This window comes from Micromonospora sp. WMMD1128, assembly GCF_027497235.1.
GTDB lineage: Bacteria > Actinomycetota > Actinomycetes > Mycobacteriales > Micromonosporaceae > Micromonospora.
This window is the reverse complement of the sequence record NZ_CP114902.1, coordinates 5974877-5999791: the sequence shown is the minus strand read 5'-3', so window position 1 is coordinate 5999791 and position 24915 is coordinate 5974877. Positions and strand designations below refer to the sequence as shown.

The window sequence follows — 24915 nt, the reverse complement described above, 5'->3', positions numbered from 1 at the left end:
CCGACCTGCGGCTGAACCGTTCGGCGTCACCGCACGTATGGAAGGGCGGACGCAACGCCTGGAAGGGCGGACGTAACCCCCGGTCTCCCGCCGCCGGAAGCGAGGTACCGCCATCAGTGACCACGACGCCCAACTGCTGCGCGCGCTGCACGACGAACATGCCGACGCGCTGTACGCGCACGCCCTGAGACTGGTCAACGGCGATCGGCCGCGGGCCGAGGACCTGGTGCAGGAGACGCTCCTGCGGGCCTGGCGGCACCCCGAGTCACTTGATCCGCGACGCGGCTCGGTCCGCGCCTGGCTCTTCACCACCGCCCGGAACCTGGCCATCGACGCCTGGCGTCGCCGCTCCGCCCGGGTCGGCGAGGTCTACACCGACGAACTGCCGGAAACCGCCGAGACGGTCGACGAGACGGAGCGCGCGGTGGAGGCGTGGACGGTGGCCGAGGCGCTCAACCGGCTCAGCCCGACCCACCGCGAGGTGCTGGTCGAGTGCTTCTACCAGGGCCGGTCGGTGGCGGAGGCGGCGGCCCGGCTGGGCGTGCCGCCGGGCACGGTGAAGTCGCGCACCCACTATGCGCTGCGCTCACTACGGTTGGTGCTGGCCGAGATGGGGGTGACCGGATGACCCGCTGCGAGTTCGCGCACGACGACGGGGCGTACGTGCTGGGCGCCCTCGCCCCGGCCGACCGGGTCGCCTACGAACGGCACCTGTCCGGCTGCGCCGCCTGCCGGGAGGCGGTGGCCGAGATCGCCGTACTCCCCGGCCTGCTGGGCCGTCTCGACCCGGCCGGGCTGGAACAGTTCCTTGAGGTCGGGCCGGAAACCTCCCGGGTGCCCGCGCTGCTCGACGCCGCGCGGGAGCGGCGGCGCCGCGACCGGTCCCGCTCCCGGCGGCGGTACGCGCTGACCGCGCTCGCCGCCGCCGCGCTCGCGGTGCTCGCCGGCGTCGGGGTGACCGTGTTCCGACCGCCCGCGGAGCCGGCCACCCGGCCGGTGGCGCTCACCTCGATGCGGCCGGTGGCCGGGACGGTGCCGGTGCACGCCGAGGTGGGCCTGACCGAGACGCCGTGGGGCACCGAGGTCACCATGCACTGCGGCTACGACCGGCGGGCCGGGCACCGCGAGGCGTACACGTTCCGGCTGGTGGCGCACGGCCCGGACGGCGCGACCGAGCAGATCGGCTCCTGGCTGGCGGCCCCCGGCGACGACCTGCGCTTCTCCGGCGTCACCCGATTCACGAAAGGCGAACTGGTCCGCCTGGACCTGATGCGCGGCGAAGACGCCCCGGTCCTCTCCTACGATCTCCGCTGACGGTCCCCCACACCCCTCTGTCGCGCGCTGATGGGCGGAACTGGGGCGGGGATGAGGGCGGCGGCCCGCGCGGCGGCGCGGGTGCGGCGGGCGTGGCGCAGCGCATCCACGGTGAAGACCGCCAGGGCGAGCCAGACCAGGGCGAAACCGGCCAGCCGGGCCGGGGGCATCGGCTCGTGGAAGATCAGCACGCCGCAGCCGAGCTGGAGGATCGGCGCCAGGTACTGCAACATGCCGAGGGTGGACAGCGGCAGCCGGTTCGCCGCGCCGGCGAAGAGCAGCAGCGGGATCGCGGTGGCGGCGCCGGCCAGCACCAGCAGCGCCGTGTGCCCGGCCGAGACGTGGCCGAACGTCGAGTCGCCGCGGGTCGACAGCCAGGCCAGGTAGGCCAGGGCGGGCAGCGCCAGCACCGCCGACTCGACGAAGAGTCCCTCGACGGCGGGCAGGCCGAGCCGCTTCTTGACCAGGCCGTAGCCGGCGAAGCTGAACGCGAGGGTGAGCGCCAGCCAGGGCAGCCGCCCGTAGTCGACGGTGAGCACCGCCACCGCGAGCGCGCCGACGACGAGCGCCCCCCACTGCGCCGGGCGTAGCCGTTCGCGCAGCGCGACGACGCCGAGCAGCACCGATACCAGCGGGTTGATGAAGTAGCCGAGCGCGGTCTCCACCACCCGGTCGGAGGTCACGCCGTAGATGTAGGTGCCCCAGTTGACCGCGATCAGCGCGGCGGCGAGCGTGATGCCGGCCAGCGCCCGGGGTCGTCGGGCCAGCGTCCGCAGGAAGCCGACGTGCCGCATGGCCGCCAGCAGCAGCGCCACGAACGCCACCGACCAGATGATCCGGTGCGCGAGGATCTCCACCGGCCCGGCCGGGCGGAGCAGCTTGAGGTAGATCGGGAAGAAACCCCAGAGCAGGTACGCGCCGATGCCGTACAGGTAGCCGAGGCGGAGCTGGTTCACCCGTCCACCGTAAGCGGTCGATGCGTTACTGGTCCTTTCCGGTGACCGGCGTCACCGCTGGTCCAGCTCCAGGTAACGGTCCGCCGCGACGGGTTGGAAGCCGAGCTTGCCGTACACCCCGTGCGCGTCGAGCGTCGCCAGCAGGATCCGGCGTACGCCCAGCTCGGCCGTGTGGTCGCGGACGCCGGCCGCCAGCCAGGTGCCCAACCCGCGACCCCGCTCGGCCCGTTCCACGTAGACGTCGCAGAGCCAGGCGAACGTGGCCCGGTCGGTGACCACCCGGGCGACCGCCACCTGCCGGTCGTCGCCGGGCCGGTAGACGCCGTAGCCGATCGATCCGGCGAACGCGCGCTCGACCGTCTCCCGGTCCCGCCCGAGCGCCCAGTAGGCGTCCCTGGCGAGCCAGGTGTGCACCCGGGCGAGGTCGAGCCGGCCCGGGTCGGTGCTGAGCTGGTAGCCGTCCGCGCGGGTCAGGGTGAACACCCGGCCGAGCGTAGTGCCGCTCCCCGCGCCGGACACCTGCCAATTCCCGCCCGTTGGACCGCCCGCCCGTTGGACCGCCCGCGCGCCGGACCGGTCGGTGGCCGGGCCGGTCGGTCGCCGGATCGCAGGTACCGGCGACCGACCGGGACCGTCAGTCGCGGTCGAGGACGGCGCCGAGGATCCAGGTGACGATGCCGACGAAGAGCGCGCCCAGCACCGCCGCCGGCCAGAACCCGTCGACGTGGAACGGCAGCCCGGCCTCTCCGGCGATCCAACTGGTCAGCAGGAAGAGCAGGCCGTTCACCACAAGCGCGATCAGGCCGAGGGTGAGCAGGTAGAAGCCGCACCCCACGGTCTTGATGATCGGCTGGAGCACCGCGTTCACCACGCCGAAGATCACCGCGACGAGCACCAGGGTGGTCACCGTCTCGGTGGCCGAGTCCGAGTCGAGCGTGATGCCCGGGATGAGCAGGGTGGCGAGCCAGAAGGCCACCGCCGTCGTGCCCACCCGGATCAGAAGGCCCTTCAGAAAATCCATGGCCGGGATCGTGCCACGCCGGTTCCACGGGCGGAACCCTGTCCGCTTCAGCGGCGGACCGGGTGACCGACCAGTTGCGACTCGACCGGGGTCGGCGAGAGCAGCGCCCACCGCAGTGCCCGGCGGTTGACCACCGCCACCATGTCGTCGCGGATCCGGGTGAGCCAGTCGGCGGACGGGCCGAGGCCGAGCGCCGCGCCGGCAAGCGCCGCCTCGGCCGGGTCGAGGGGCTGGAGGACAGCCAGGTCCGCGCGGGCCAGCGCGGGCGCGTCCGCCGAGGTCAGCTCGTCGCGGACCACGAGCACCGACTGCCACGCCGCCGCCGGACCGACCTCCGGCGGCACCGGACCGGCGTCGACCACGAGCAGCACCGGCCGCAGCGGCGAACCGGGCGCGCCACCGACCGGCCGCCCCGGCGGGAGCAGCGGCATCACGCCGCCCGGCCCCCCGGCCCCGCGGACGAACGCCTCCCACGCCCGGGGCCGGGCGGTCTGCACCGCGACCCGGGCGCCGAGCGCCAGCGCCCGCAACACGAGCAGCTGCGCGGCGGGCACGCCGCCCACAAGCAGCACCCGGGTCGTCGCCGGCCGGAACAGGCGCACGGTGAGCGGGCCGCCCCGCCGGTCGGCACCCACCATCAGGCCGGACCCGCCGACCGGCAGGTCCGGCGCCGCCGGCGGTGACCCGGCCGGGGGCGCACCCGAACCCGCAACCGCCAGTGGCAGGGTGGCGGCCAGCCCCGCCAGGTGCTCGCCGTCGAGGCGACACAGCTCGCCGCCGGCACCGCCGGCCACCCGGTTCAGCGCCCGCTCGGCCACCGACAACTCCGCCGCGCTCGCGGCGGCCACCCGTACCGTCAGCTCGGCCGGGACCGGCGCGGAGTCGGCGCGGGGGCCGACGCGGAGTGCGACTGTGGTGGCGGTGGCCGGCACGGCCAGCAGCCGGGGAACCAGCCCTCGGGCGGCCTCACCGCGCGGATCCGGCCACCGGCGCAGCCGCCAGGTCGCCTGCGCCAGCCCACCCACGGTGAGCAGCGGCCAGGTCTCCCGGGCCGGCGCGCCGGCCTCGTGGTGGGCCAGCTCGGCGATCACCCGCAGTGCCGCCGGCACGCCGAGCGGCGTGCCGGTGAGCGGGCCGAGCCGGCGGACCGTCCGCCGGACCGTGCCGGAGAGCGCCCGCAGCAGCTCCTCGTCCGACCAGCCGTCGGCCCGCAGCACCCGCAGGGCCAGCACCACCCGGGCGCGCCCGGCCACCCGGCCGTCGGTGAGCTGACGGTACGACGTGCCGGCCGGACCGGCCGCGACGGCCGGCGCGGGCGCGGGCGACGCCGAGAAGAGCAGCTGGAGCCGGACCGGCGGGCTCTCCGGTCCGACGGTGGGAAGGAGGTCGAGCGGCGCCGGCAGCGCCTGTGGGCGGTCACCGAACAGGTCGTCCGGGTCGCCGAGCTCCAGCAGCGCGGTCAGCCCGCCGGCGTCGTGCAGCACGGCGGCCGGGCCGCCGGCCAGCTCCGCCGCGTGCGCCACCGTGCCCGGCCCGACCAGCTCCAGGACCGCCGCCGGATCGGCCCCGGCCGGCAGGGCGCGGCGACGGCCGAGGTACGCCAGCCCGACGCTGAGCCATTCGTGCAGCCAGCGGCCCCGATAGCGGACCCACGCGGCGGGTAGCAGCAACGTCGCCGCCAGCACCGCGACGGTGGTGAACGCGACGCCCCGCCCGGCGGACGCCACGAGCACGGCGCCCGCGACCTGCGTCATCACGACCTGACCGGCGCGGAAACGGGTGCGGGTGCGGCGTCTCCACGGCGACGCCGGCACGGATGCGGGCGGGGGCCGTTCCGCCGTGGTCGCGGTCACCGCACCTCCTCGCCCGGCTGCCGGGTGACGTCGCCGTGGCTCATCGTAGTGGCCTCGTTGTCCACAGGGGAGGGCTGGGGGGTAGCAGAACCGGAGTGATGCGGCTACCGTCAGCGACGAAAACCGTCGACGCGTGCGCCCGCCGTCTCCCTCCCCTCCGGCGGCCGCGAGCGCCGCGCGACGAGTCCACGGTGGCCACACGGTGGCCAGCCACGACCGAGGAGACGAGGTGACGTCCGGGATGTCCCAGACCCAGGCAGAGGCCGCGGTGATGCATCAGACCGCCGCGAAGTTCGAGCAGGCCGATCAGTCGCTCCAGACCATGCTCAGCGGCCTGATGGCCGAGCTGGAGGTGTTGCAGCAGGCCTGGCGGGGCGCCGGTGGGCGTTCGTTCGAGCAGGTCAAGCAGCAGTGGGCGCAGGACCAGACGGCCCTGCAGCGGGCGCTGCGCGAGACGGCCACCGCGATCCGCACCGCCGGGCGGCACTACGACGCCTCCGACACCGAGGCCGCCGGCCGGGTGTCGGGCACCAACCGCGGCATCCAGCTGCCGCTCTAGACCTCCGGAAAGGAACGAACCGATGGAGCATGGTGTGCTGGTCGTCAACTTCGCCGCCCTGCATCAGGCCGGCGCCGACATCCAACGGGCGCTGACCACACTGGAGAGTCAGCTCGGGCAGCTCGAACGGGACGCGGCGCCACTTGTGGCGAGCTGGAACGGCGCGGCCCGCGAGGCGTACGAGCAGCGACAGTCCCGGTGGCGGGCCGCCTCGCAGGACCTCCAGGCGATGCTGCGCGACATCAAGCTCGCCGTGGAGGATTCCGCGTCCGACTACCTCGACACCGAGAAGCGCAACGCCAACCTGTTCCACTGACTCCGGTGTGGCCCGGGCGCCGCGCCCGGGCCACGAGCCGGCGGTCCGACCGGTCAGACCGGCCCGGCCGGACGCCAGCGCCGGCGCGCCCCCCGGGGCAGCACCACGGCGAGCAGCGCCACAAGTGCCGTCGCGCCACCGGTCACGCCGGCCACCAGCAACGCCCGCTCCCGCACCGCGGCGCGGCGGGCGCGACGGTCGAGCGCCGCCGGATCGGGCCGGTCGGCCGGGAGCGCGACGCCATTCCGGCGAGCGGCGCCCGCCCCGCCGGGCGACTCGGTCACCGCGCGGTACGGGTTGAGCACCCCGGCGCCGTAGCCCTCACCGCGCCCCGGGGCCGGGTCCGTGCCGCCGACGATGCGTGCGGCGACCTCGGCCGCGCTCAAGCCGGGACGATACTGGCGCAGCAACGCCGCGGTGCCGGCCACGAACGGGGTGGCATAGCTGGTCCCCTCGGCCCGGTGGTGGCCCTGCCGGGGCGCGGCCATCAGCACCTCGCTGCCGGGAGCGACCAGATCGACGTACGGGCCGGTCTGGGAGAACGCGGCGCGCACCCCGTCCCGCCCGATCGCGCCGACGCCGAGCACCCCGTCGTACGCCGCCGGGTAGGGCCGGGGATCGCCGTTGTCGTGCAGGTTGCCGGCGGCGGCCACCACCACCACGTCCCGCCGCACCGCGTAGGCGACCGCGGCGCGCACGGCCGGGTCGTCCGCGTACAGCACGACCGAGAGGTTGAGCACGTCGGCGTCGTGGTCCACGGCCCAGCGCACGGCCCGGGCGAAGTCGGCCGCGTCGACCGTGCGCCCGGACTCCCGTCCCTCGACCACCTGCTGCTCGCTCACCCGCACCGGCAGGATGAGCGCGCCCGGTGCGAGCCCGTGGAACGCGACGCCCGGCCGCGGCGTGGCGGCGATGATGCTCGCCACGCCGGTGCCGTGCCCGGCGCAGTCGCGGGTGCCGTCCCCGCCCGGGTCGAGGAAATCGGCGCCCGCCAGCACCCGGCCGGCGAGCTGCGGGTGCGACCGGTCCACCCCCGAGTCCACCACCGCCACCACCACGCCGGCGCCGGTCGCGAGCGGGGCGAGCCGGTCCGGCGCGTACCGTTGCTGGGGCCACGGCTGCTCGACCACCGGGCGGGCCGGCGCGGGCGGGGCGGCGCAGCCGGACGGCGCGCGAGCCGCCGCCGGCGCCGCGGGCAGGCCGGTGACGAGGAAGGTCGCCAGAGTGGCCACGGTCCGGTGGGTGAACGGCCGAGGCATCGACGACCTCCGTAACATGTCGACTCCGGAACGCGATGTTAGCGCCTCATCGAGGCCGGGGCCGACCGTCGATGGCCAGGGATTGTGATCTTGTTACCACCTTGTAGGTTGTAGGCGATACCTGTGGCCGGTGCACGGAAGGAGAGGTGGCCGTGACCGGATGGGAGCCGGCCACCGAGGCCGAGGTGGCGATGCGGGACGCGCTGCACGCGCAGGACCAGCAGCAATACTTCCGCGTCCTGGCCCACGTCGATCTGGTGCTGCCGGTCGCCGGCGGGTCGACCGCGGGGTGGGGCACCTGGACCTCCGGGGGCCGCACGCACGTGTTGGCGTTCACCTCCGTCGCCGCGCTGCGAGCCAGCCTGGGTGAGAACGCGGGCGCCACCCGCCGGGTGCCGTACGTGGACCTGGCCGCCGGATGGCCCGACCCGGAGTGGTGGCTGGCCGTCAACCCGGGCCTGCCGATCGAGGGCTACCTGCCCGCCTGGTATGTCGCGCAGCTCTCCCGGGGAGATGTCCGGCTGCCCGGCCGGACCATGGGTGCCCGGGCCCGGCTGCAGCGGGTGGAGAGCGCCACCCGGGCCGCCCGCAACGGCACGCCCGAGCCCGCCCCCGAGGCGCCGACCGTCCCGGTGCCCGCCGCTTCCGTTCCGGCAGCTCCGGTGCCGCCGCCGTCGGTGCCGCCGCCCTTGGTCCCGCCACCGTCGGTGCCGCCGCCCTCGGTGCCGCCGCCGTCGGTGCCACCGTCCCTGGGTCCACCGCCGTCGGTCCCGCGGGGCCGGGGCGGGTGGGCGGCGGAGCCCGACGAGCCCGCCACCGTGCCGATGCGCACCGCTCCCGGGCCGGGCCGCCGCGTGCCGACCGTACCGCCTCGTCGTCCGCGGCCGGCGGCCGGCGACGGTGGCGACCGGGCCGGGGTCGGCGAGGGCGCCGACTCCGACGCGCTTGACGGCTGGCTCACCGACCTGCGCCACCGGCCGGACGAGCCGGATCCGTTCGCCGCCGGCCGGGCCGCGGCGGTCGACGAGACGCCGACGGTGGCGGCGCCGCCACCAGCCCGATCCTTCTTCGAACCCACCTCCGGCCGCCCGTCCCGGCGGTCCTCCCCGCTCGACACGTCCCGCCGGTCCGCCGAGCGGGGCACGCCGCCCTCCCGGTTCGCCGGTGGTCAGCCGTTTCCCCGACGCCGGCCGCTGAACGAGCCGGTGCCCGAGGACCCGACGCGGGCGTTCCCGACGGGGGCGGACGTGCCGACGCCGGCACCGCGGCCGGCCGATCCGGCACCGTCGTTCCGGCCGGCCCGCCCGGCCGAGGACCCCACCCGGACGCTGCCCCGCCGGCAGCCCGCGCCGGCCGCCTCCGCGCCGCCGGACGAGTGGGCTCCGACCCCTGCGGACCGCTGGGAGTCCCTCGACGCCCCCGCGGAAACGGAGGAACTGCCGCCGTCGATCGTCGAGCCGGTGTCCGCGCCGCCCGCGTCACGTCGTGACTTCACCCCGATAGTCATCGAGGGCACCGTCATCGAGGCCCGCGACCTCACCATTCCCGGCCAGTTCGGGTCCACGCCGCCGGCCGCCGACGGGTACGCTGCCGGCCCCGCCGCGTCGTGGGCGACCCCCTCCGGGCCGACCGTGCCCCGACCGGCAGACCCCCCGGTAACGTCCCCGGTCGGCGCGGCCGATCTCAACGAGCCCGCCCGGACCGACGACCGCCCGACGGCCGAGTCGCTCCAAGCCGGGCCGTTCGGTCCTGAGCCGTCCCGTGCCGAGTCGTCCCGTGCCGAGTCGCTCCGTGCCGAGCCGTTCGGTCCTGAGCCGTCTGGGGCCGAACCGGCAACGGCGACTTCCGGCTGGCCGGACCCGCCGCCGAAAGCGGGTTGGGCGGCGGCCGAGCCGGGCGACCTGACCGGGCCACCCGTGTCCTCCGATGGACCGACGGTGTCGCTGTTCCAGCCGACCACCCCGTTGTCCGAGCCGGCCCCGGCCGAGCCGGCCCCGGCCGAGCCGACCCCGACGGCGTCAGTCGCCGACGAGCGCACCGCATCGTTGTTCGAACCGGTGTCGCCGGCCGAGCCGACGGTGCCGCTGTTCGCGCCGTCGGCGTCCGGCGAGCCGACCACCGCGCTCTTCGCGCCCGCCTCGCCCGGCGCGCCGTCGGCGTCGCTGTTCGATCCGGTGGCGTCGTCCGGTGAGCCGACGGTGGCGTTGTCCGAGCCCGCGTCGCCCGGCGAACCCACTGCGTCGCTGTTCGATCCGGTGTCGTCGCCCGACGAGCCGACGGTGTCGCTGTTCGAGCCCGCGTCGCCCGACGAGCCGACCACCGCGCTACGCCCACCCGCGTCGCCGGCCGAGCCGACGGTGCCGCTGTTCGCGTCGGCGTCCCCGGACGAGCCGACCACCGCGCTGTTCACGCCTGCGTCGCCCGGCGAGCCGACCACCGCGCACTTCGCGCCGGGGTCGTCGGGCGAGCCGACCGCGTCGCTGTTCGCTCCGTCGGCTGCGCCGACGGAGCCGCCCCACGTCCCCGGCACTGCGGAGCGGACCGTCGACCAGCGGGTGACGGCTCCCCGGGCGGAGCCGGCGGAGCCGGACTTCGTGCCGGCGAACACGGTGGAGGAGGAGTTGCTGGCGGCGACCGGCAGCGGGAACGCGGACGGGTTCCTCACCACGCTGCTGCTGGCCCGGGTGATGCTGCCGGTGGCGTTCGACTCGGCACCGGGCAGCCGTCCCGGTGACCCGGGTTTCGCCTGGCGCACGGAGACCGTCGACGGGGTGCGCTACGTGGCGGTCTACACCTCGCCGGAGCGGCTCGCCGAACACACGGAGGGACCCGTCGACACGATCCGGGTCAAGTTCGTCCAGCTGATCCGGTGCTGGCCGGACGAGAACTGGTCGTTCCTCATCAACCCGGGCAGCCTGGTCGGCGCGGCGTACCCGGGGGAACAGGTGCTGGCGCTCGCGAACTGGGCCGCCGAGGTGGGGCTCGGCGACGACCCGGAGACCGAGCCGGAACCGTCCGCCTCCGGGCCGGCGCCGGCCGCCGAGCCCCGCCGGAATACGGCGGCGACGCCGCCGAGCCCGCCGGTGACCATGCAGAAGGCGGTCGCGGCGAGCCAACTCGCCTACTACCTGGAGCGCGGCTACGACCGGGTCTCCGGCTTCGTGCACCGGGCCGGCGAGCTGGCGCACCTGCGTACCCCGGCGGAGCTGTACGACGCGCTCGGTCTCGGCCATCCCGGTTCCCCGTTCTCCCGCGCCGACGAGGAGCTCTACCTGCTGCGCTGGCCGGCCTACCGGCCGAGCCTCTACCGGATCCCGTACGGCGGGCAGAACGAGGCCGCGATGCGGGCGATGGAGGGCTGGGTGATCGAGCGTCCGCCGTTCCGCGGCAACGGCTTCGCGCCGAGCGAGAACAGCGACGTGATCGCCGAGTTCAAGGTGGACAGTGCCCGGCTGCCGCACGGTGCGCAGCTGTGGCGGATCGGCGCCGACGGGGACGCCCGGCTCGTCGCGACGCTCGACACCGACGCGCTGCGCTGGCAGAAGGCGGACCAGGCGTGACCCGCGACGGCTATGTGGCGCGCTGGCGGGGCCGGGAATACCAGGCCAGCCCGGACGGCGACGACATCCGTCTCTACCAGCCCGACCCCGACGAGGGTTTCACCGAGGCACGCCCCGGCCGGTACGTCCGGGTGGTGCCGGCGGCCGAGGTCGACGATCTGGCGTACGTGCGGACCACCTGCACCTGGCAGGGGCAGCCGTTCATCGTGCTGGCCGAGCACGAGGGCTGGCTGCGGGTCGAGTACACGGGTGGGCGTTGGCCGGTGGCGGAGGCGATGGGTCTGGAGGCGTTCGACTTCGGCGTCTACCAGGGTTGGGCGCCCGCGACCGAGGTGGTCGGGCTGGGCGAGCAGCGGGTCTGAGTCAGGACTTCGCCCACCGCAGGATCTCGCCGAGCACCACGTCCCGGGCCTCCACGTGCGGGAAGTGGCCCACGCCGTCGAGCAGCCGCCACTCGTACGGCGCGCTGACGTAGCGGCCGGAGCCCTGCGCGGTGCGGGGGAGGGACGCGCGGTCCAGCGCGCCGTGCAGTTGCAGGGTCGGCGTGACGAGCGGCTTCTGCATCAGCTTGACGAACCGGTAGCCGTGCAGTCGCAGCGCCGAGCGGAACGCCCAGCGGTAGCCCTCCAGCGCGCAGAACGCGGCCTGCGGGATCTGCATCGCCATCCGGCAGCACCTGGCGTAGTCGGCGAATTCGGGGCCGTCCACCCAGTGCGGCCCGCCCCAACGGCGCAGCATCTCCGTCACCTCGGCGGCGCCGTCCCGGGTCAGCACGTGCTCGTAGCGGGGGAGCTGGAACTTCAGCGTCGCGGTGGCCGAGGCGAACTGCCCGCGCGGGTCGGCGACGATGGCGGCCCGCAGCCGGAGCGGGTGCGGCGCGCCGAGCACCACGAGTCGGCGTACCAGGGTGGGGTGGAACGATGCGGCGGTCCAGCCGATCAGCCCGCCCACGCCGGTGCCGACCACTGTGGTCGACCGCTCGCCCAACGCCCGGATCAGGCCGGCCACGTCGGCGGCGAGCGTGTAACCGTCGTACCCCCGGGGTGGCTTGTCGCTCGCGCCGTAACCGCGCAGGTCGACGGCGACCGCGCGGAAGCCGGCGTCGGCGACGGCCGGCAGCATCTCGTGCCAGGCGTACCAGTATTCCGGGAAGCCGTGCAGGAAGAGCACCATCGGGCCGGTGCCCGCCTCGACGACGTGGAACCGGCTGCCGTTGGCGCCGACGAACCGGTGCGTCCACGGCCCCTCGGGCAGGACGCAGGACTCGTCGGCGGGTCCGCCGCGCTGGTCGGTCATGAGGCACAGCCTAGGGCCGCCGGCTGCCCACCGGCCCCGCAGGTGGGCAGGATCAGGGGTTTCTCCGGGCGGAGTCGGGGTGCGCGGTCAGGCCACGCGTTCGATGCGCAGCAGGCCGACCAGCCGGCCCGGCCCGCATGCGACGCCCTCCGGCGCCGGGCCGACCGTGACCCGGACCCAGGTGCCGGCGGGCCAGGTGCCCTGGTCCGGGCCGTACAGGGCGTGCTCCTGGCCGTCGTCGGTGACGAGCGTGTAGCAGGGGCCGGCACCGCCGTCGCTGATCCGGCCGGCGAGGACGTTCGGCTTGCGCTGGTCGGTCGGGTGCCGTGGCGGCCCGGTCGGTGGCCGGAGCGTCGGCAGGTCGGTGGTGGAGAGCGGGGGCCGGCCGGAGGAGGCGGCCGGGGCCGGGGTTGCCGGGGCCGGGGTTGCCGGGCTCGATACGGCCGGGCTCGGCGCGGTTGGGGAGGGCTCCGGCGCGGCGCCGGTGGATCCGGTGGGGTCGGGCACGGCGGCTTCCTTCTCCGGGCTCGCGCAGCCGGCCAGGGCCAGGGCCAGGGCCAGCACGAGGACCGCGGCCAGGCGGCGGTCGAGGCTTGTGGTCACCCGTCTCAGACGCGCGGCGGGTCGCGACGGTTCCCGCCTGGAACACGGGCGAGGCCCGGGCAGGTGACCTGCCCGGGCCTCGTCGTGGTGTCGCATGGATCAGCGGTTCAGGAGAAACGGACCTTCATCGAGGTGCCGTTCTGCTCCAGGACCTTGATCTTCGTGCCGGTGGCCGGGAGCTTGACGCCGTGGTTCGGCAGCTCCGGGTACCAGTACTGCTTGGTGTCGTTGAACAGCGGCTCCGCAGCCTGACCGCGGATGTACTGCGGCTGGCTGTTGATGTGGAGCGTGAACGAGTCCGCCTTCTTCAGGCTGAACGGCGCGTCGTAGACCTGGACGCGGGCCCGCCAGGGCTGCCCGGTCAGGTTGTAGATCGGCCGCGGGTGAGCGTCGATGTAGAGGTTACGACCCTCACCGGGGTGCGCGAACGTGTCGTTGTCCGCCCACCGGAGGTTCCAGTAGGAGATCAGCAGACCCTCCTGGTACGCGTAGTGGTCCACGTAGTCCGGGCGGGTGTTCGCGTAGCCGAAGTAGTACGGGCCGGTCTTGAGGTACTTGTCGTACGAGGTGTACGACCGGTTGCCGGCGATGTAGTAGTTGTCGAACTTGCGGGTGTAGGTCTCCTCGACGATGCTCCAGCCGCTGAGCGTCCAGCCGGCGGCGCCGGCCTCGGCGCCATCGGTGAGCAGCGTCTGACCGTCGGCGGTCACGGTGATGGCGTCACCGTAGAAGCCGCCCTCGGAGACGCCACCGTCGGTCTGGTAGCGGAGCCGGAACTGCACGGCCTTGCCGACGACCGAGTCCAGCGAGACGTTCACGTCGACCCACTTGTCGTCGCTGGAGCCGTCCAGGGCGTACCGCCCGGGCGAGATCTCCTTGAGCGCCTTGCCGTTGGCCGTGCCCGGGAGCGAGACCCAGCTCTGGCCACCGTCGGTGGAAGCCTCGAAGAAGAGGTAGTCGTAGTCCTCTTCGATGCTGTAACGACCCTTCATCGACACCGCGGCGCTGCTCTTCCCGGTGAGGTCGATGGCGCGCGTCATCGTGGTGTTCAGGTCGTCCTCGTTACCCGAGAAGAACTGCTTCGTCCCCTCGAACGGCTTGCCGTTCTGGAAGGTGTACTCCCGCTGCGGCAGCACCACCACGGCGCCCTGGGCCTTGGGGGAGTTGTACTCCTGCGGGCCCAGCTGCAGCGTGCGCTTCTGACCGGCGACGACCACCTCGTAGTCGAGCCAGCCGAGCTGGAGCTTGTTCCAGGCGCCCAGGTCGCCACCGCGGTCGCCGATGCCGGCGTCGTTCTTGGCGCCGAGCCGGCTCTGGGCCATCAGGGTCCAGTGCTCGTTGTTGTTGTCCCCACCACTGACCACGTTGTAGTCGTCCGGCAGACCGAGGTCGTGGCCGTACTCGTGGTAGAAGACGCTCCGGCCACCGTTCTCCGGCTGGATCGTGTAGTCGCCGATCCAGACGCCGGTGTTGCCGATCTCGGTGCCGCCACCCGGGAAGGTGGACGGGCCGGTGCTGCCCTGGTCGCTGGCGAACGCGTACCAGCGGTGGCTCCAGATGGCGTCCTCACCCTGGATCGGGTCACCGTCGGCCTGGTCGCCGCCGGCGTGGACGATCTGGAAGTGGTCGATGTAGCCGTCCGGCTCGTTGAAGTTGCCGTCGCCGTCGTAGTCGTAACGGTCGTACTCGTCCATCGACTTGACGTCGGCGGCGATCTCCGCGTCGGAGCGACCCTGCGCCTTCTGGTCGGCGACCCACTGGTTGGCGGCGTCGCGGACCAGGGCCCAGGTGTTGGTGCAGACGTTCGAGGCGCACGGGTAGCCGTCGGAACGGCCGTAGCGCGCCTCGTTGTACTTCACCTTCACCCAGTTGGTGACCTCGCCCTCGACGCTGTACCGACCGGAGGACTGGGCCTCGTAGTACTGCTTCAGCGACTCGTCACCCGGGTTGGTGCCGAAGTACATCTGCCGGAAGTGATCGGCGCTGAAGTCCGGCTGCCAGATCGTGGAGTTGTCCACCGCCCGGTTGGGCTGGGGGATCTGGTTGACGCGCGGCCCGTCGAACCGGGTCGGACCCGCGGTGTCCGGGTCGGTGTCCTGGTCCGGGTAGTTCGGGTGCCGCTCGTCGCCGAACTCCGCGAGGATGACGAAGATCTTGTCGGTCCGCTCGCGGGAGAGCTCGACGTACTGGTCCTTGGTCGGACCCTTGCCGGCCTTGGTGCTCTTGGCGGACTTGCCCGCCGCGGCACCCTCGGCAGCCGTCTCGCCAACCTTGACGACGGTACTGCCGTTGATCTTCTGGGCCTTCGCCCTGCCGGACAGGACCTCGCTGAGGCCTTCCTGGCGCAGTGCGCGCCGCTTGTCCTCGAGCGGGTTGGGCAGGTCGTGATCAGTCTGCGCAGGCTCGGCCACCGACGGGGCGGTGGTCGGCAGCTTCGGCGTCGGCGCGGCGCTGGCGGACGTACCTGCCATCAGCCCCGTCGCGGTCAGCGAAAGCCCGAGCAGACCCACTGCGACTTTGCGCACGTGGTACCTCCGGTGTTAGGGAACCGGCCCCATGGGGGTACGGGCCGGTGGAACGTCCCACAAGTGGGACCCTTGGTGAACATAGACACTGCTGGGACTGGTGGGAAGATGTGCGCGTCGATTTGTTGCAACTTTTTGTTGGACAGGTCTTTCCCCGTCACACCCCGGACCGCCGCCGAGTCGTTGACCAGTGCGGACGTTCCCGTATCCGAATGTAGCGACACCGATGGATATGCGTAAGGGTCGGGAGCGCGGTGGCTCCCGACCCTTACCTCATCCGGTCCCTTCAGCCCATTTTCCGGTCATTCCGGTTCCGGTTTCGCGCTGTCGTTCAGCTCCTCGGCGGGACCACGTACACCATGGCGTACGCGTTGTCCCGGGGGGCCCACTTGATCACGATCGAGGTGCCGTACGCGACACCCGCGTCCCGCGGGTTGCCGGTGCCCAACACGATCGCGCCGCCACTCAGCTCGGTGCCGTAGTAGTCGGTCGCCGGCGTGCCGTCCGGGTTCACCACCCGGGTGGTGTACTGCTGGTTCCCCTTCGACGGGACCACCACCGAGGCGTCGTTGTCCCGCGCGTACGGCGAACCGTCGCGGATCTCGATGCCCGGGTACCAACCCTTGCTGTCGGTGAAGCCCTTCACCGGCGCCTGGGCCTTGAACTTCGTGCAGTACTCGCTGTACGGCTCGTCGGCCGCCTCCAGGCACTCCTTGAACGGGTACGTCGGCTTCAACCCGAAGGCGGCGTTCGACGACTGCGGGCGGCTGGGCAGGTTGTCCAGCACCGACGGGTCCTTCTCCGCCGCGGTGCCCTTGCGGCGCAGTGGGTCGTTGTGCGAGTCGACGATCAGCAGCCCGCCCTTGGCGCCGTAGCTGGGCAGCGCGGTCATCTGCCCGGTGACGTGGTTGACGTCGCCGAGCTGGGTGTCCCGGTACCACACCAGCATGCCGGGCGCGTTGTACGCGATCCGGTCGACCTTCCACGCCTCGTGCGAGTAGACCGTGTCGTAGGCGTACTTCAGGCCCTTGTCGAAGCCGTCGAAATTCCGCCACTCGGCCAGGTAGTAGTGCGACTTGACCTGGGTGCCCGAGTCGACGTGCCAGCCCGCGCCGCTGGTGTCGGTGAACGTGCCGCCGGTCTGGGTCCAGCCGGCCGTGCCGCCCTCGACGTCGTCGCTCCACGTGGTCGCGCCGCCGCCGGTCACCGAGAAGTCGTCGGCGAACCAGCCGCGCTCCACGAACGCCTCGTCGGTGGCGTACCGCAGCCGCACCTGCACGGTCTGCCCGGCGTACGGCGACAGGTCGACGTAGTCGTGCCGCCAGCCGCCGGTGCTGCCGGTCAGGCCGTACTTCTTGTTGCCGAAGTCGACCATCCGCCCGTTCGGGTCGTTGTAACCGTCGTCGGTGGAGACCAGCGCGCCGGACTCGTCGTACACCTTGCGCTCGGTCCAGGTGGCGCCGCCGTCGGTGGAGACCTCGACGAAGCCGTAGTCCCAGTCCTCCTCGATGACGTAGTCGTTCCACATCCAGAACTTCGCGTCGGCGGCGTCCGGGACCTCCACCGTGCGGCTCAGCTTGACGTCGGCCCAGTTCTGGTCGGCGCCGGAGTACCACATGTTCCCGCCGCTGTGCGGCTCGGCCAGCGCGATCACCTTGTCCGGCAGGTCGATCTTGATGCCGTCCTCGGTGCCGACCGGCGTACGCGAGCTCTGCCCGAGCTTGACCAGCTTGGCCCGGTCGCCCGGCCCGAACGTCTTGGGCTCGGCCCAGCCGAGCACCCACTTGTCCCAGATGCCCATGTGGGTGGGGAGCGCCTGGAAGATCTCGCCGGAGTGCGAGCCGGACGCCATCAGGTCCCAGAAGTCCACGTCGGAGTCGGCGTTGCCCGAGGTGTCGTAGAGGTCGGGCAGGCCGAGGTCGTGCCCGAACTCGTGGGCGAAGACGCCGACGCCGGCGTCCTCCGGCTGCACGATGTAGTTGGACACCTTCAGGTTGGTGCCGGGGATGGTGTAGCCGCCGGCCACCGTGGAGGAGTGCGCCCAGACCGAGTAGACGCCGATGTCGCCGCCGCCACGGGACTTGCCCTGGTTGGCGTGCACCAGCACCAGGTGGTCGATCACGCCGTCCGGCTCGTGGAAGTTGCCGTCGCCGTCGCGGTCGCTCTGGTCCTCGATGTCGTAGTCGGCCCACGGGAAGTTCGGGTCGGCGGCGGCCAGCGCGTCGATCGCGTCGGTGGCGAGCCGGCCGGCGCCCTGCGGGTTGTCCGGGTGGCCGTTCATCGACTGCTCACGCCCGGCGACCCAGTCGCCGTTCTCGTCCTGGAAGCAGCGCGACGCCGCGTACCAGCCCTCCGAGTGCGGCACCGTGATCCACGGGCTCGCCTGCCCGTCCACCGTGTACGCGCCCTTGGACATCTCCAGGTACATGTTGTGCATGGTCCGCCCGGCCAGGCTGATGCCCGGCCTGCCGTCCGGCCCCTTGAGGTCCTTGCGGACCCGCTCGGTGATGCCCTTCTTGGTGTAGAGCATCTTGTCGTAGTGGGCCGGGGAGAAGTCCGGCACCCACATCGAGTTGTTGTCCTTGTGCGGCAGCGTGGCCGGGTTGGGGATGGTGTTGTGCCGTGGCCCGTTCTGCACCGTGCCGGGCACGCAGGTGCGGTCCTCGAAGACCGTCTTCGGGACCATCACGTTCGTGAAGTCGTCGTTGGCGTTGTCGTTGAACTCGACGAGCAGCGTCAGCAGCTTGGCCGTCTGGGTGCTCTTCGCCTTCTTGATCTTGCGCGGGCTCTGGCCGGTCCGGATGGACTTCGCCTCCAGTTTGGCCAACTCCCGCGCCGTGGCCGGGTTGCCCCCGGCGTACTTGCGGTCGTAGGCGCGCGCCTCGTCCGCGGGTGACGAGAAGACCCCGTCCCGGCCCCGGGTCTCCTTGCCGCCGGTGTCCGGCTGCACCTCGGGCTCGGCATAGTTGATGTAGTACTCGTCCGCCCCGATCGTGGCCGACGCGGGCCGGGACGGTTGGGCAGCCGCGCTGCCTGTCACGGTCAGTGACGAGGCCGCGAGGGCGATGGCGGGCAGCGCGACGAGTAGGCGTCGGCGCGCCCTGGACTGCGAAACGGGGAGCATGCCACTCCGTTCGTAGGGAATGGTGAAGGGCCGGCCGTCTCAGTGACGCTTGTCGAAATCCGCCGGTTCCGGCTGAAGGTAGCCGACCGGACGTGCCATCGACAGGGGCGAACTGGTTAGTGCCTCCTCCGCCGATCGACCGGCATGATCCCCGCGTACGCCGAAGGGGGCGGGCCGCCGCGCGACCCGCCCCCTTTCGTACCGATGTGGTCAGTCCTCGTCGGACTTGCCGCCACTCATCCCCGAGGAGATCAACTCCATCACCGAGGAGTCCTGCAACGTGGTCACGTCGCCGAGCGACCGGTTCTCCGCGACATCCCGCAGCAACCGGCGCATGATCTTGCCGGACCGGGTCTTCGGCAGCTCCGGGACCAGCATGATCTGCCGCGGCTTGGCGATCGGGCCGAGCGTCTTCGCCACGTGGTTGCGCAGCTCCGCGATGAGCTGCTCGCCCGCGTCCCCGGAGGTCTCCGCGCTGCGACGCGGGATGGCGAACGCCACGATCGCCTGCCCGGTCGTCGGGTCGGTCGCGCCGACCACCGCCGCCTCCGCCACCGACGGGTGGCTGACGAGCGCCGACTCGACCTCCGTGGTGGAGATGTTGTGCCCGGACACCAGCATCACGTCGTCGACCCGGCCGAGCAACCAGATGTGCCCGTCGTCGTCCTTCTTGGCGCCGTCACCGGCGAAGTAGACCCACTTGTCGCCCATGTTGGCACCCGCGCCGAACCGCGACCAGTACGTCTCCAGGAACCGGTTGTCGTCGCCCCAGATGGTGCGCAGCATCGACGGCCACGGCTCGGTGAGCACCAGGTAGCCACCGCCCCCGTTGGGCACCGACTCACCCTGGTCGTCGACCACGTCGGCCACGACACCTGGCAGCGGCGCCATCGCCGAACCGGGCTTCGCCTCGGTCACGCCCGGCAACGGCGAGATCATCATCGCCCCGGTCTCGGTCTGCCACCACGTGTCCACGACCGGCAGCTCACCCCGGCCCACGAACTGCCGGTACCAGATCCACGCCTCCGGGTTGATCGGCTCACCGACGCTGCCGAGCAGGCGCAGCGACGACAGGTCGTACCCGGCCGGGACGTCCTCGCCCCACTTCATCATGGTGCGGATCAGCGTCGGCGCGGTGTACAGGATCGTCACCCCGTACTTGTCGACGATCTCCCAGAACCGGCCCTTGTGCGGGGTGTCCGGCGTGCCCTCGTACATGACCTGGGTGGCGCCGTTCGACAGCGGGCCGTAGACGATGTAGGAGTGCCCGGTCACCCAACCGATGTCGGCCGTGCACCAGTAGACGTCCGTCTCCGGCTTCAGGTCGAAGACCGCGTGCGTGGTGTACGACGCCTGGGTCAGGTAGCCGCCGGTGGTGTGCAGGATGCCCTTCGGGCGGGCGGTGGTGCCGCTGGTGTAGAGGATGAACAGCGGGTGCTCGGCGTCGAACGGCTGCGCCTCGTGCTCCGGCGACGCGGCCTCCACCGCCTCGTGCCACCAGTGGTCCTTCGCCGACCAGGCGACCTCCTCGCCGGTGCGGCGGACCACGAGCACGTGCTCCACCGACGGGCAGTTCGCCACCGCCTCGTCCACGGTCGGCTTGAGCGCGGACGGCTTGCCCCGCCGGAATCCGCCGTCCGCGGTGATCACCACCTTGGCGCTGGCGTCCTGGATCCGGTTGGTCAACGCGTCCGCGGAGAAGCCGCCGAACACCACGCTGTGGGTGGCGCCGATCCGGGCGCAGGCGAGCATCGCCACCGCCGCCTCCGGGATCATCGGCAGGTAGATCGCCACCCGGTCGCCCGCCGTCACGCCCAACTCGGTGAGCGCGTTGGCCGCCTGGCAGGTGAGCCGGTGCAGGTCCGCGTAGGTGACCGTGCGGGTGTCACCCGGCTCGCCCTCCCAGTGGATCGCCACCTTGTCCCCGTGGCCCGCCTCCACGTGCCGGTCCAGGCAGTTGTACGCCACGTTGAGCCGGCCGCCGGTGAACCACTTCGCGAACGGCGCGTTCGACCAGTCGAGCACCTGCTCCCACGGCTGCGCCCAGGCCAGCCGGCCGGCCTGGCGCTCCCAGAAGGCGAGCCGGTCACCGGCCGCCTCGTCGTACGCCGCCGCGGTCACGTTGGCGTTAGCGGCGAGTTCGGCCGGTGGCGGGAACTGGCGCGTCTCGTTCAGCAGATTGGCCAATGCCTCGCTCATACGGTGACTCCTTCGTCGCGTGACCTGCGTCTCCCTACTCCGGGGAAGGTTAGCCCCGCCGCCGGACACCCGCGACCGCGCCGCCGCCCCGCCGCGCCCAGCGGCACCCCCACCGCGCTGAGGTGTAAGGCGGGGGCCCCGCTTAACGCATCCGGTATAGGAAGGGGCCCCGCTTAACACCCCGTACCGTGTCAGGGTGACCACCGATCCGCTCGCGCCGCTCCTCGCGCTCGCCGACGTCGCGCCCGCCGCCGAGCAGGCCCGCGACCTGGTCGACCAGGCCCACCGGCACCGGGCGCTGCGCCGCCACGGCGGCCAACTCGCCGCCGAGGTAAGCCTCCGCTCGGCCGTGGCCAGCGCCGCGCTCGAAGGCCGGAAGCACGACCGCGAGGAGGTACGCGCCGGCACGGTCACCGACCCGGTGCTCCAGGGCGCGCTGCGGGTGGCCGGCGCGCTGCCCGGGCTGAGCGACCTCTGGCCGAAGGCCCCCCGCCAGGTGCTCGCCCGGCTGCACGTGCTCGCCGCCCGCGACGTGGTGACCGAGGAGGAACTGGGCCGGCCGGTGGCCGACCCGGTGGTGGCGGCCCGCCTCGACAGCCTGTCCGGCCTGGTGGCCGGCGGCACGAAGGTGCCACCGCTGGTGTTGGCCGCCGTGGTGCACGGCGAACTGCTGAACCTGCGCCCGTTCCCCGGCCCCTCCGGCGTGGTGGCCCGGGCCGCCGCGCGGCTGGTGCTGATCTCCACCGGGCTCGACCCCCGCGGGTTGGTCGCGGTGGACGTCGGGCACCAGGAGCGGGAACCGGAGTACGTCGGCGCGGCCGGCGCCTTCGCCACCGGCACCCCCGACGGCCTGCGCTCCTGGCTACGGCACTACATGAGCGCGGTGGAGGTCGGCGCGGAGCAGATCACGCTCATCGGCGACGAGATCCTCGCCGCCTCCTGAGCCCACCGCCTGGGTTTAGCTCGCCCTGCCGCCCTGCCGCCCTGCCGCCCTGCCGCCCTGCCGCCCTGCCGCCCTGCCGCCCTGCCGCCCTGCCGCCCTGCCGCCCTGCCGCCAGCGCGTTGGCCGAGGATTTTCGCAGTGAGCCGGCCGTTGGTTGTCGGCCGTCAGGCGGTGGGCGCGGCGGTCCGGGTGCGGCGGTGCCGCCCGTACCAGGCGATGCCGATGGCGACCCCGACACCCACGCCGAGCGCCGCCGCCGCGACCGGCACCGCCGGCCGCTCGCGCAGCCGGCGCCCCAGCGGGATCGGATGCCGGAACTCCAGCACCGGCCAGCCGTTCTCCACCGCCAGCTTGCGCAACGCCCGATCCGGGTTGACCACACTCGGGTGCCCCACGCACTCCAGCAGCGGCCGATCACTGTAGGAATCGGAGTACGCGTACGAGTCGGCCAGGTCGTAGCCGCGCTCCCGGGCCAGCTCGCCCACGCCGTCGACCTTGCTCGGCCCGGCCGCGTAGAACTCGACCTCGCCGCTGTACCGCCCGTCGACCACAGCCATCCGGGTGGCGATCACGTCGGTCACCCCGAGCAGCTCGCCGATCGGCCGGACCATCTCGTCGCCCGAGGCGGAAACCAGCACCACGTCCCGCCCGGCGGCCTGGTGCTCCTCGATGAGGGCGGCTGCCTCGGCGTACACATAAGGGTTGATCAGCTCGTGGAGCGTCTCCGCGACGATCTGGCGGACCTGTTCCACCGGCCAGCCCTTGCAGAGCGCGGCCAGATAGTCCCGGGTGCGGGCCATGGTCTGCTCGTCGGTGCCGCCCAGCCGGAACATCAGCTGCGCGTACGCCGACTTGACCACGTCACGCCGGGTGATCAGCCCGTCCCGGTAGAACGGCCGACCGAACGCCAGAGCGCTCGACTTGGCGATGACGGTCTTGTCGAGATCGAAGAAAGCGGCACCACGGCCCACGGCGCGAAAGTCTAGCCGGACGGACCGCCAACGGCCGCCCACCCCGGGGTCCGGAAGCCGCAGTGCACCCGCCGGAGTGACGGCGGTCACATAGCAGTGCGAGAAATTAGCTTTGCGTGGAGTGAACAACACTCGACGTATAAGGGTCGGCTGCGGCATGCTTGTCCTCGCGACGGGAGTTCGCCTTCGGTCGCTGCTCAGACCCTCGGCGGTTGCACCCCCCGTGACCGCTGAGTCGGTTCGGCTCGACCCCCCCGGAGCCGAACCACACGACGACCCCCGTCTCCCCCCGACGGGGGTCGTCCCTTTCCGGGGGAGCGCTCCCGGAGCGGTGGAGCGGCCGACCCGTTGCCGGGCCGGCCGCTCCGCTCAGCAGGTCAGGACTTGACCAGCTTGACGACCGTGGTGTCGTTCACCTCGACGTACTTGTCGTACTCGCTGTCGTACCCCTGGGCCCTGGTGTCGACCTCTACCCTGCCCTTGACGAACGGCACGGTGCCGATCGGTACGGCGGTGGCGGTCCAGGCCGCCGGCGTACCCGGAACGCAGTTCACCCGGGTGCTGAAGTCGCCCCGGACGATGGTCTTCTTGACGATCTCCGTGACCGTGCCGTTGAGCGACACGGAGGTCGGCTGGTTGCAGGTCACCGTGCCGTGCACGACGGCCTTGCCGCTCACCGAGCTGGCCGTGCCGTCGGTGGCCACCGCCAGCGCGAGGTCAAGCGGCGCCGGCGCCGGCGGGTTGGCGATGTGCACCTCGCCGCGGGCCGCCGCGGTGCCGCCCTCGCAGTGCTGCTCGAAGGTCGCGTCGAACGTCTGGACGTAGCCGTTCGGCCCGAAGACGGCGTTGAGCACCGTGAACGTGCCGGTCAGCTCGTTGCAGCCGCGCCCGTTCCCGTCCAGGCTGAGGCCCGGACCGGCCCCGTTGAACGGGTAGCGCGTCGCGTTCTGGTAGGTGCCCGGGGCCAGCGGCGTGCTGCCCGGGGCGTCGAAGTCCACGGACCACCAGTCGCCCTGGTAGCCGTTGACGCCTACCGACACGTGGCTCGTGTCGGCCGACGCTGAGGTGGTGAGCTGGTCGCCGTCGGCGACCGAGTAGGCGTACGACCGGCCGCCGGTGATGTAGTCGCCCGGGTCGCCGCCGAAGGTGACCGATCCGGACGTCACCGGTTGCGCCTGTGCCGGCGCGGCGGCGACCAGCCCGCCGAGCGCCCCCGTGAGCGTCAGGCCGGCCGCCAGGGCCGCCCTCCGCCAGGATTTGTGCATCCCCGCTCCTCTCTGCTGAGACGGCTGGGCGCTGCCACGCCCGAAGATCGCCGTCGGTCAATTACCGCACAGAGGTGTGACACTGCTCGGCCGTGCCGGCAGAGATGTGCACAGAGGACGATTGTCAGCGGATCACCGCGCGCATGGTGCGCGGCTCGGGCCGGAAGCAGACAAGTGCCCGGCCGCGCTCGTCGGTCACCACCCACGGGTGGCCCACGTACGTCTGCTGCCGGTGGGACCGACCGGCCTGGAGCACCGCGTACCGCTGGCGGCGGCCGTGGTAGTCCAACCAGTAGATGACCACCGGCCTGGTCCGGGCGTTGACGAAGTCGATGAAGGTCGACGGCCCGCCACCACCGGACCGCAACCGCCACTCCCAGGACGCCGGGAGCGGGGTGAGCTCGTCGGTCCGGGGCGCGGGCCGCTTCGTCCGGGTAGCCGTCGGTTTCGGGCTGGGCCGGGCGGCCGGCGTGGTGCGACGCGGCGGCGCGGGCGGACGGGTACGCGGCGCGGCGCGGGCGGAGAGCGACACGGGCGCCGGGGAGTACGACTCGGCCGCCACCTCCGCGGTCGGCGAGGCGTATGCCGGGGACGCCAGGATCGCTTCGCTGCCGATCGGCGGCGGCAGGTCGGGGCGGCGGGGCATGGCGAAGAAACTGAGCGTACCGACCAGCACCACGATCACGATCCCGAGCGCCACCGAGGCGAGCGTGGCCGGTGACGGGTCGCGGAGCAGAACCTGGTCGTCAGGTGAACCGGTGCGGGCGTGACGTCGGACGGGCGGCGTTCCGGTGCCGTGTGATGACTCGGTCATGGCCTCGATTTCACGAGCCGGTGCCGTCCGTTTCGCGGCGAGAGGATCCGATTATGCGGGATGGATGATCCCTTTCGTCAATGGCTGACGGTCCAACCGGTTCGATCCGGTGGGCCCGGATGGGTCAACTGCCTGGTCAGCCGCTCCGAACGGTCGTCACCACCGCGCGGATGCCGCCGTTCGCCGGCCGGTCGGGCCCCATAGCAGATCGATTCGATCGCCGAGGTCTGTCCACAACCGCCTCGTTATCCACAGGCGGGTGGCTGCGATCCCTCCGTCCGGCCGGCTGAGTGGGCAGGCTCGATCGCGGCACGTCCGAGTCCGACCGTTGGAGGCC

At 72.8% G+C, this 24915-nt stretch carries 20 protein-coding genes; 7 read left to right on the top strand and 13 right to left on the bottom strand.

All coding sequences use genetic code 11. From position 1 onward, the window contains the following. Window positions 1-133 precede the first annotated feature (133 nt). Both O7602_RS27080 and O7602_RS27075 read left to right on the top strand, forming a co-directional pair. Window positions 134-628, top strand: coding sequence for a sigma-70 family RNA polymerase sigma factor (locus O7602_RS27080; protein ID WP_281590559.1), 495 nt, complete (start codon window positions 134-136; stop codon window positions 626-628). Further along, window positions 625-1314, top strand: coding sequence for a zf-HC2 domain-containing protein (locus tag O7602_RS27075; RefSeq protein ID WP_281585424.1), 690 nt, complete (start codon window positions 625-627; stop codon window positions 1312-1314). Before O7602_RS27080 ends, O7602_RS27075 begins: the two co-directional genes overlap by 4 nt. Here the strand turns inward: O7602_RS27075 and rarD are convergent. The 4 genes from rarD to eccE all read right to left on the bottom strand — a co-directional run bounded on the left by rarD (window position 1299) and on the right by eccE (window position 5144). Beyond that, window positions 1299-2270 carry an EamA family transporter RarD gene (rarD, locus tag O7602_RS27070; protein ID WP_281585423.1) on the bottom strand — a complete coding sequence of 324 codons (972 nt, stop codon included), beginning with the start codon at window positions 2268-2270 and terminating at the stop codon, window positions 1299-1301. The genes O7602_RS27075 and rarD overlap by 16 nt on opposite strands. Window positions 2271-2321: 51 nt before the next feature. Beyond that, a complete protein-coding gene (locus O7602_RS27065) occupies window positions 2322-2753 on the bottom strand; it encodes a GNAT family N-acetyltransferase (RefSeq protein WP_281585422.1) in 432 nt (143 codons plus the stop codon). A 151-nt stretch (window positions 2754-2904) separates the two neighbouring features. After that, on the bottom strand, window positions 2905-3291 hold the full coding sequence (locus tag O7602_RS27060) for a phage holin family protein (protein ID WP_281585421.1): 387 nt from the start codon (window positions 3289-3291) through the stop codon (window positions 2905-2907). Between the two features lie 47 nt (window positions 3292-3338). Continuing rightward, window positions 3339-5144 carry a type VII secretion protein EccE gene (gene eccE, locus O7602_RS27055; protein WP_281585420.1) on the bottom strand — a complete coding sequence of 602 codons (1806 nt, stop codon included), beginning with the start codon at window positions 5142-5144 and terminating at the stop codon, window positions 3339-3341. A gap of 241 nt (window positions 5145-5385) precedes the next feature. Here eccE and O7602_RS27050 point away from each other — a divergent pair, with 241 nt between their 5' ends. Together O7602_RS27050 and O7602_RS27045 are read left to right on the top strand one after the other, a co-directional pair. Then, window positions 5386-5703 carry a WXG100 family type VII secretion target gene (locus O7602_RS27050; RefSeq protein ID WP_281590557.1) on the top strand — a complete coding sequence of 106 codons (318 nt, stop codon included), beginning with the start codon at window positions 5386-5388 and terminating at the stop codon, window positions 5701-5703. 22 nt (window positions 5704-5725) lie between these two features. Beyond that, window positions 5726-6019 (top strand): WXG100 family type VII secretion target, encoded by a 294-nt coding sequence (locus O7602_RS27045; protein ID WP_281585419.1) that lies wholly within the window; start codon window positions 5726-5728, stop codon window positions 6017-6019. Between the two features lie 53 nt (window positions 6020-6072). Here O7602_RS27045 and mycP read toward each other — a convergent pair whose 3' ends face one another. Beyond that, complete coding sequence (gene mycP / locus O7602_RS27040) at window positions 6073-7278, bottom strand: type VII secretion-associated serine protease mycosin (RefSeq protein ID WP_281585418.1); 1206 nt, start codon at window positions 7276-7278, stop codon at window positions 6073-6075. A gap of 152 nt (window positions 7279-7430) precedes the next feature. Between mycP and O7602_RS27030 the strand changes: the two genes are divergently transcribed. Together O7602_RS27030 and O7602_RS27025 are read left to right on the top strand one after the other, a co-directional pair. Continuing rightward, window positions 7431-10838: an SseB family protein gene (locus tag O7602_RS27030; RefSeq protein WP_348651301.1), complete on the top strand. Its 3408-nt coding sequence runs from the start codon at window positions 7431-7433 to the stop codon at window positions 10836-10838. Further along, entirely contained in the window at window positions 10835-11200 is a 366-nt protein-coding gene (locus tag O7602_RS27025; RefSeq protein WP_281585417.1) for a hypothetical protein, read from the top strand. Before O7602_RS27030 ends, O7602_RS27025 begins: the two co-directional genes overlap by 4 nt. 1 nt (window position 11201) lies before the next feature. Here the strand turns inward: O7602_RS27025 and O7602_RS27020 are convergent, their stop codons facing one another. From O7602_RS27020 to acs, 5 genes are all read right to left on the bottom strand, one after another. Further along, on the bottom strand, window positions 11202-12134 hold the full coding sequence (locus tag O7602_RS27020) for an alpha/beta hydrolase (RefSeq protein ID WP_281585416.1): 933 nt from the start codon (window positions 12132-12134) through the stop codon (window positions 11202-11204). An 87-nt stretch (window positions 12135-12221) separates the two neighbouring features. After that, window positions 12222-12737, bottom strand: coding sequence for a hypothetical protein (locus O7602_RS27015; RefSeq protein ID WP_281585415.1), 516 nt, complete (start codon window positions 12735-12737; stop codon window positions 12222-12224). A gap of 107 nt (window positions 12738-12844) precedes the next feature. Continuing rightward, window positions 12845-15247, bottom strand: a complete 2403-nt coding sequence (locus O7602_RS27010) for an immune inhibitor A domain-containing protein (protein WP_281590554.1) — start codon at window positions 15245-15247, stop codon at window positions 12845-12847. A gap of 346 nt (window positions 15248-15593) precedes the next feature. Then, complete coding sequence (locus O7602_RS27005; protein WP_281585414.1) at window positions 15594-18386, bottom strand: immune inhibitor A domain-containing protein; 2793 nt, start codon at window positions 18384-18386, stop codon at window positions 15594-15596. A 210-nt stretch (window positions 18387-18596) separates the two neighbouring features. After that, on the bottom strand, window positions 18597-20585 hold the full coding sequence (gene acs / locus O7602_RS27000; RefSeq protein WP_281585413.1) for an acetate--CoA ligase: 1989 nt from the start codon (window positions 20583-20585) through the stop codon (window positions 18597-18599). Window positions 20586-20781: 196 nt separating this feature from the next. Here acs and O7602_RS26995 point away from each other — a divergent pair, with 196 nt between their 5' ends. Next, the gene (locus O7602_RS26995; RefSeq protein ID WP_281585412.1) at window positions 20782-21528 is read left to right on the top strand and encodes an oxidoreductase; all 747 of its coding nucleotides are present in this window, start codon (window positions 20782-20784) and stop codon (window positions 21526-21528) included. 164 nt (window positions 21529-21692) lie between these two features. Here O7602_RS26995 and O7602_RS26990 read toward each other — a convergent pair whose 3' ends face one another. From O7602_RS26990 to O7602_RS26980, 3 genes are all read right to left on the bottom strand, one after another. Next, complete coding sequence (locus tag O7602_RS26990; protein ID WP_281585411.1) at window positions 21693-22499, bottom strand: HAD-IB family hydrolase; 807 nt, start codon at window positions 22497-22499, stop codon at window positions 21693-21695. 377 nt (window positions 22500-22876) lie between these two features. Further along, window positions 22877-23764: a hypothetical protein gene (locus tag O7602_RS26985; RefSeq protein WP_281585410.1), complete on the bottom strand. Its 888-nt coding sequence runs from the start codon at window positions 23762-23764 to the stop codon at window positions 22877-22879. A gap of 124 nt (window positions 23765-23888) precedes the next feature. Beyond that, window positions 23889-24578 (bottom strand): hypothetical protein, encoded by a 690-nt coding sequence (locus tag O7602_RS26980; RefSeq protein ID WP_281585409.1) that lies wholly within the window; start codon window positions 24576-24578, stop codon window positions 23889-23891. Window positions 24579-24915 lie beyond the last annotated feature (337 nt).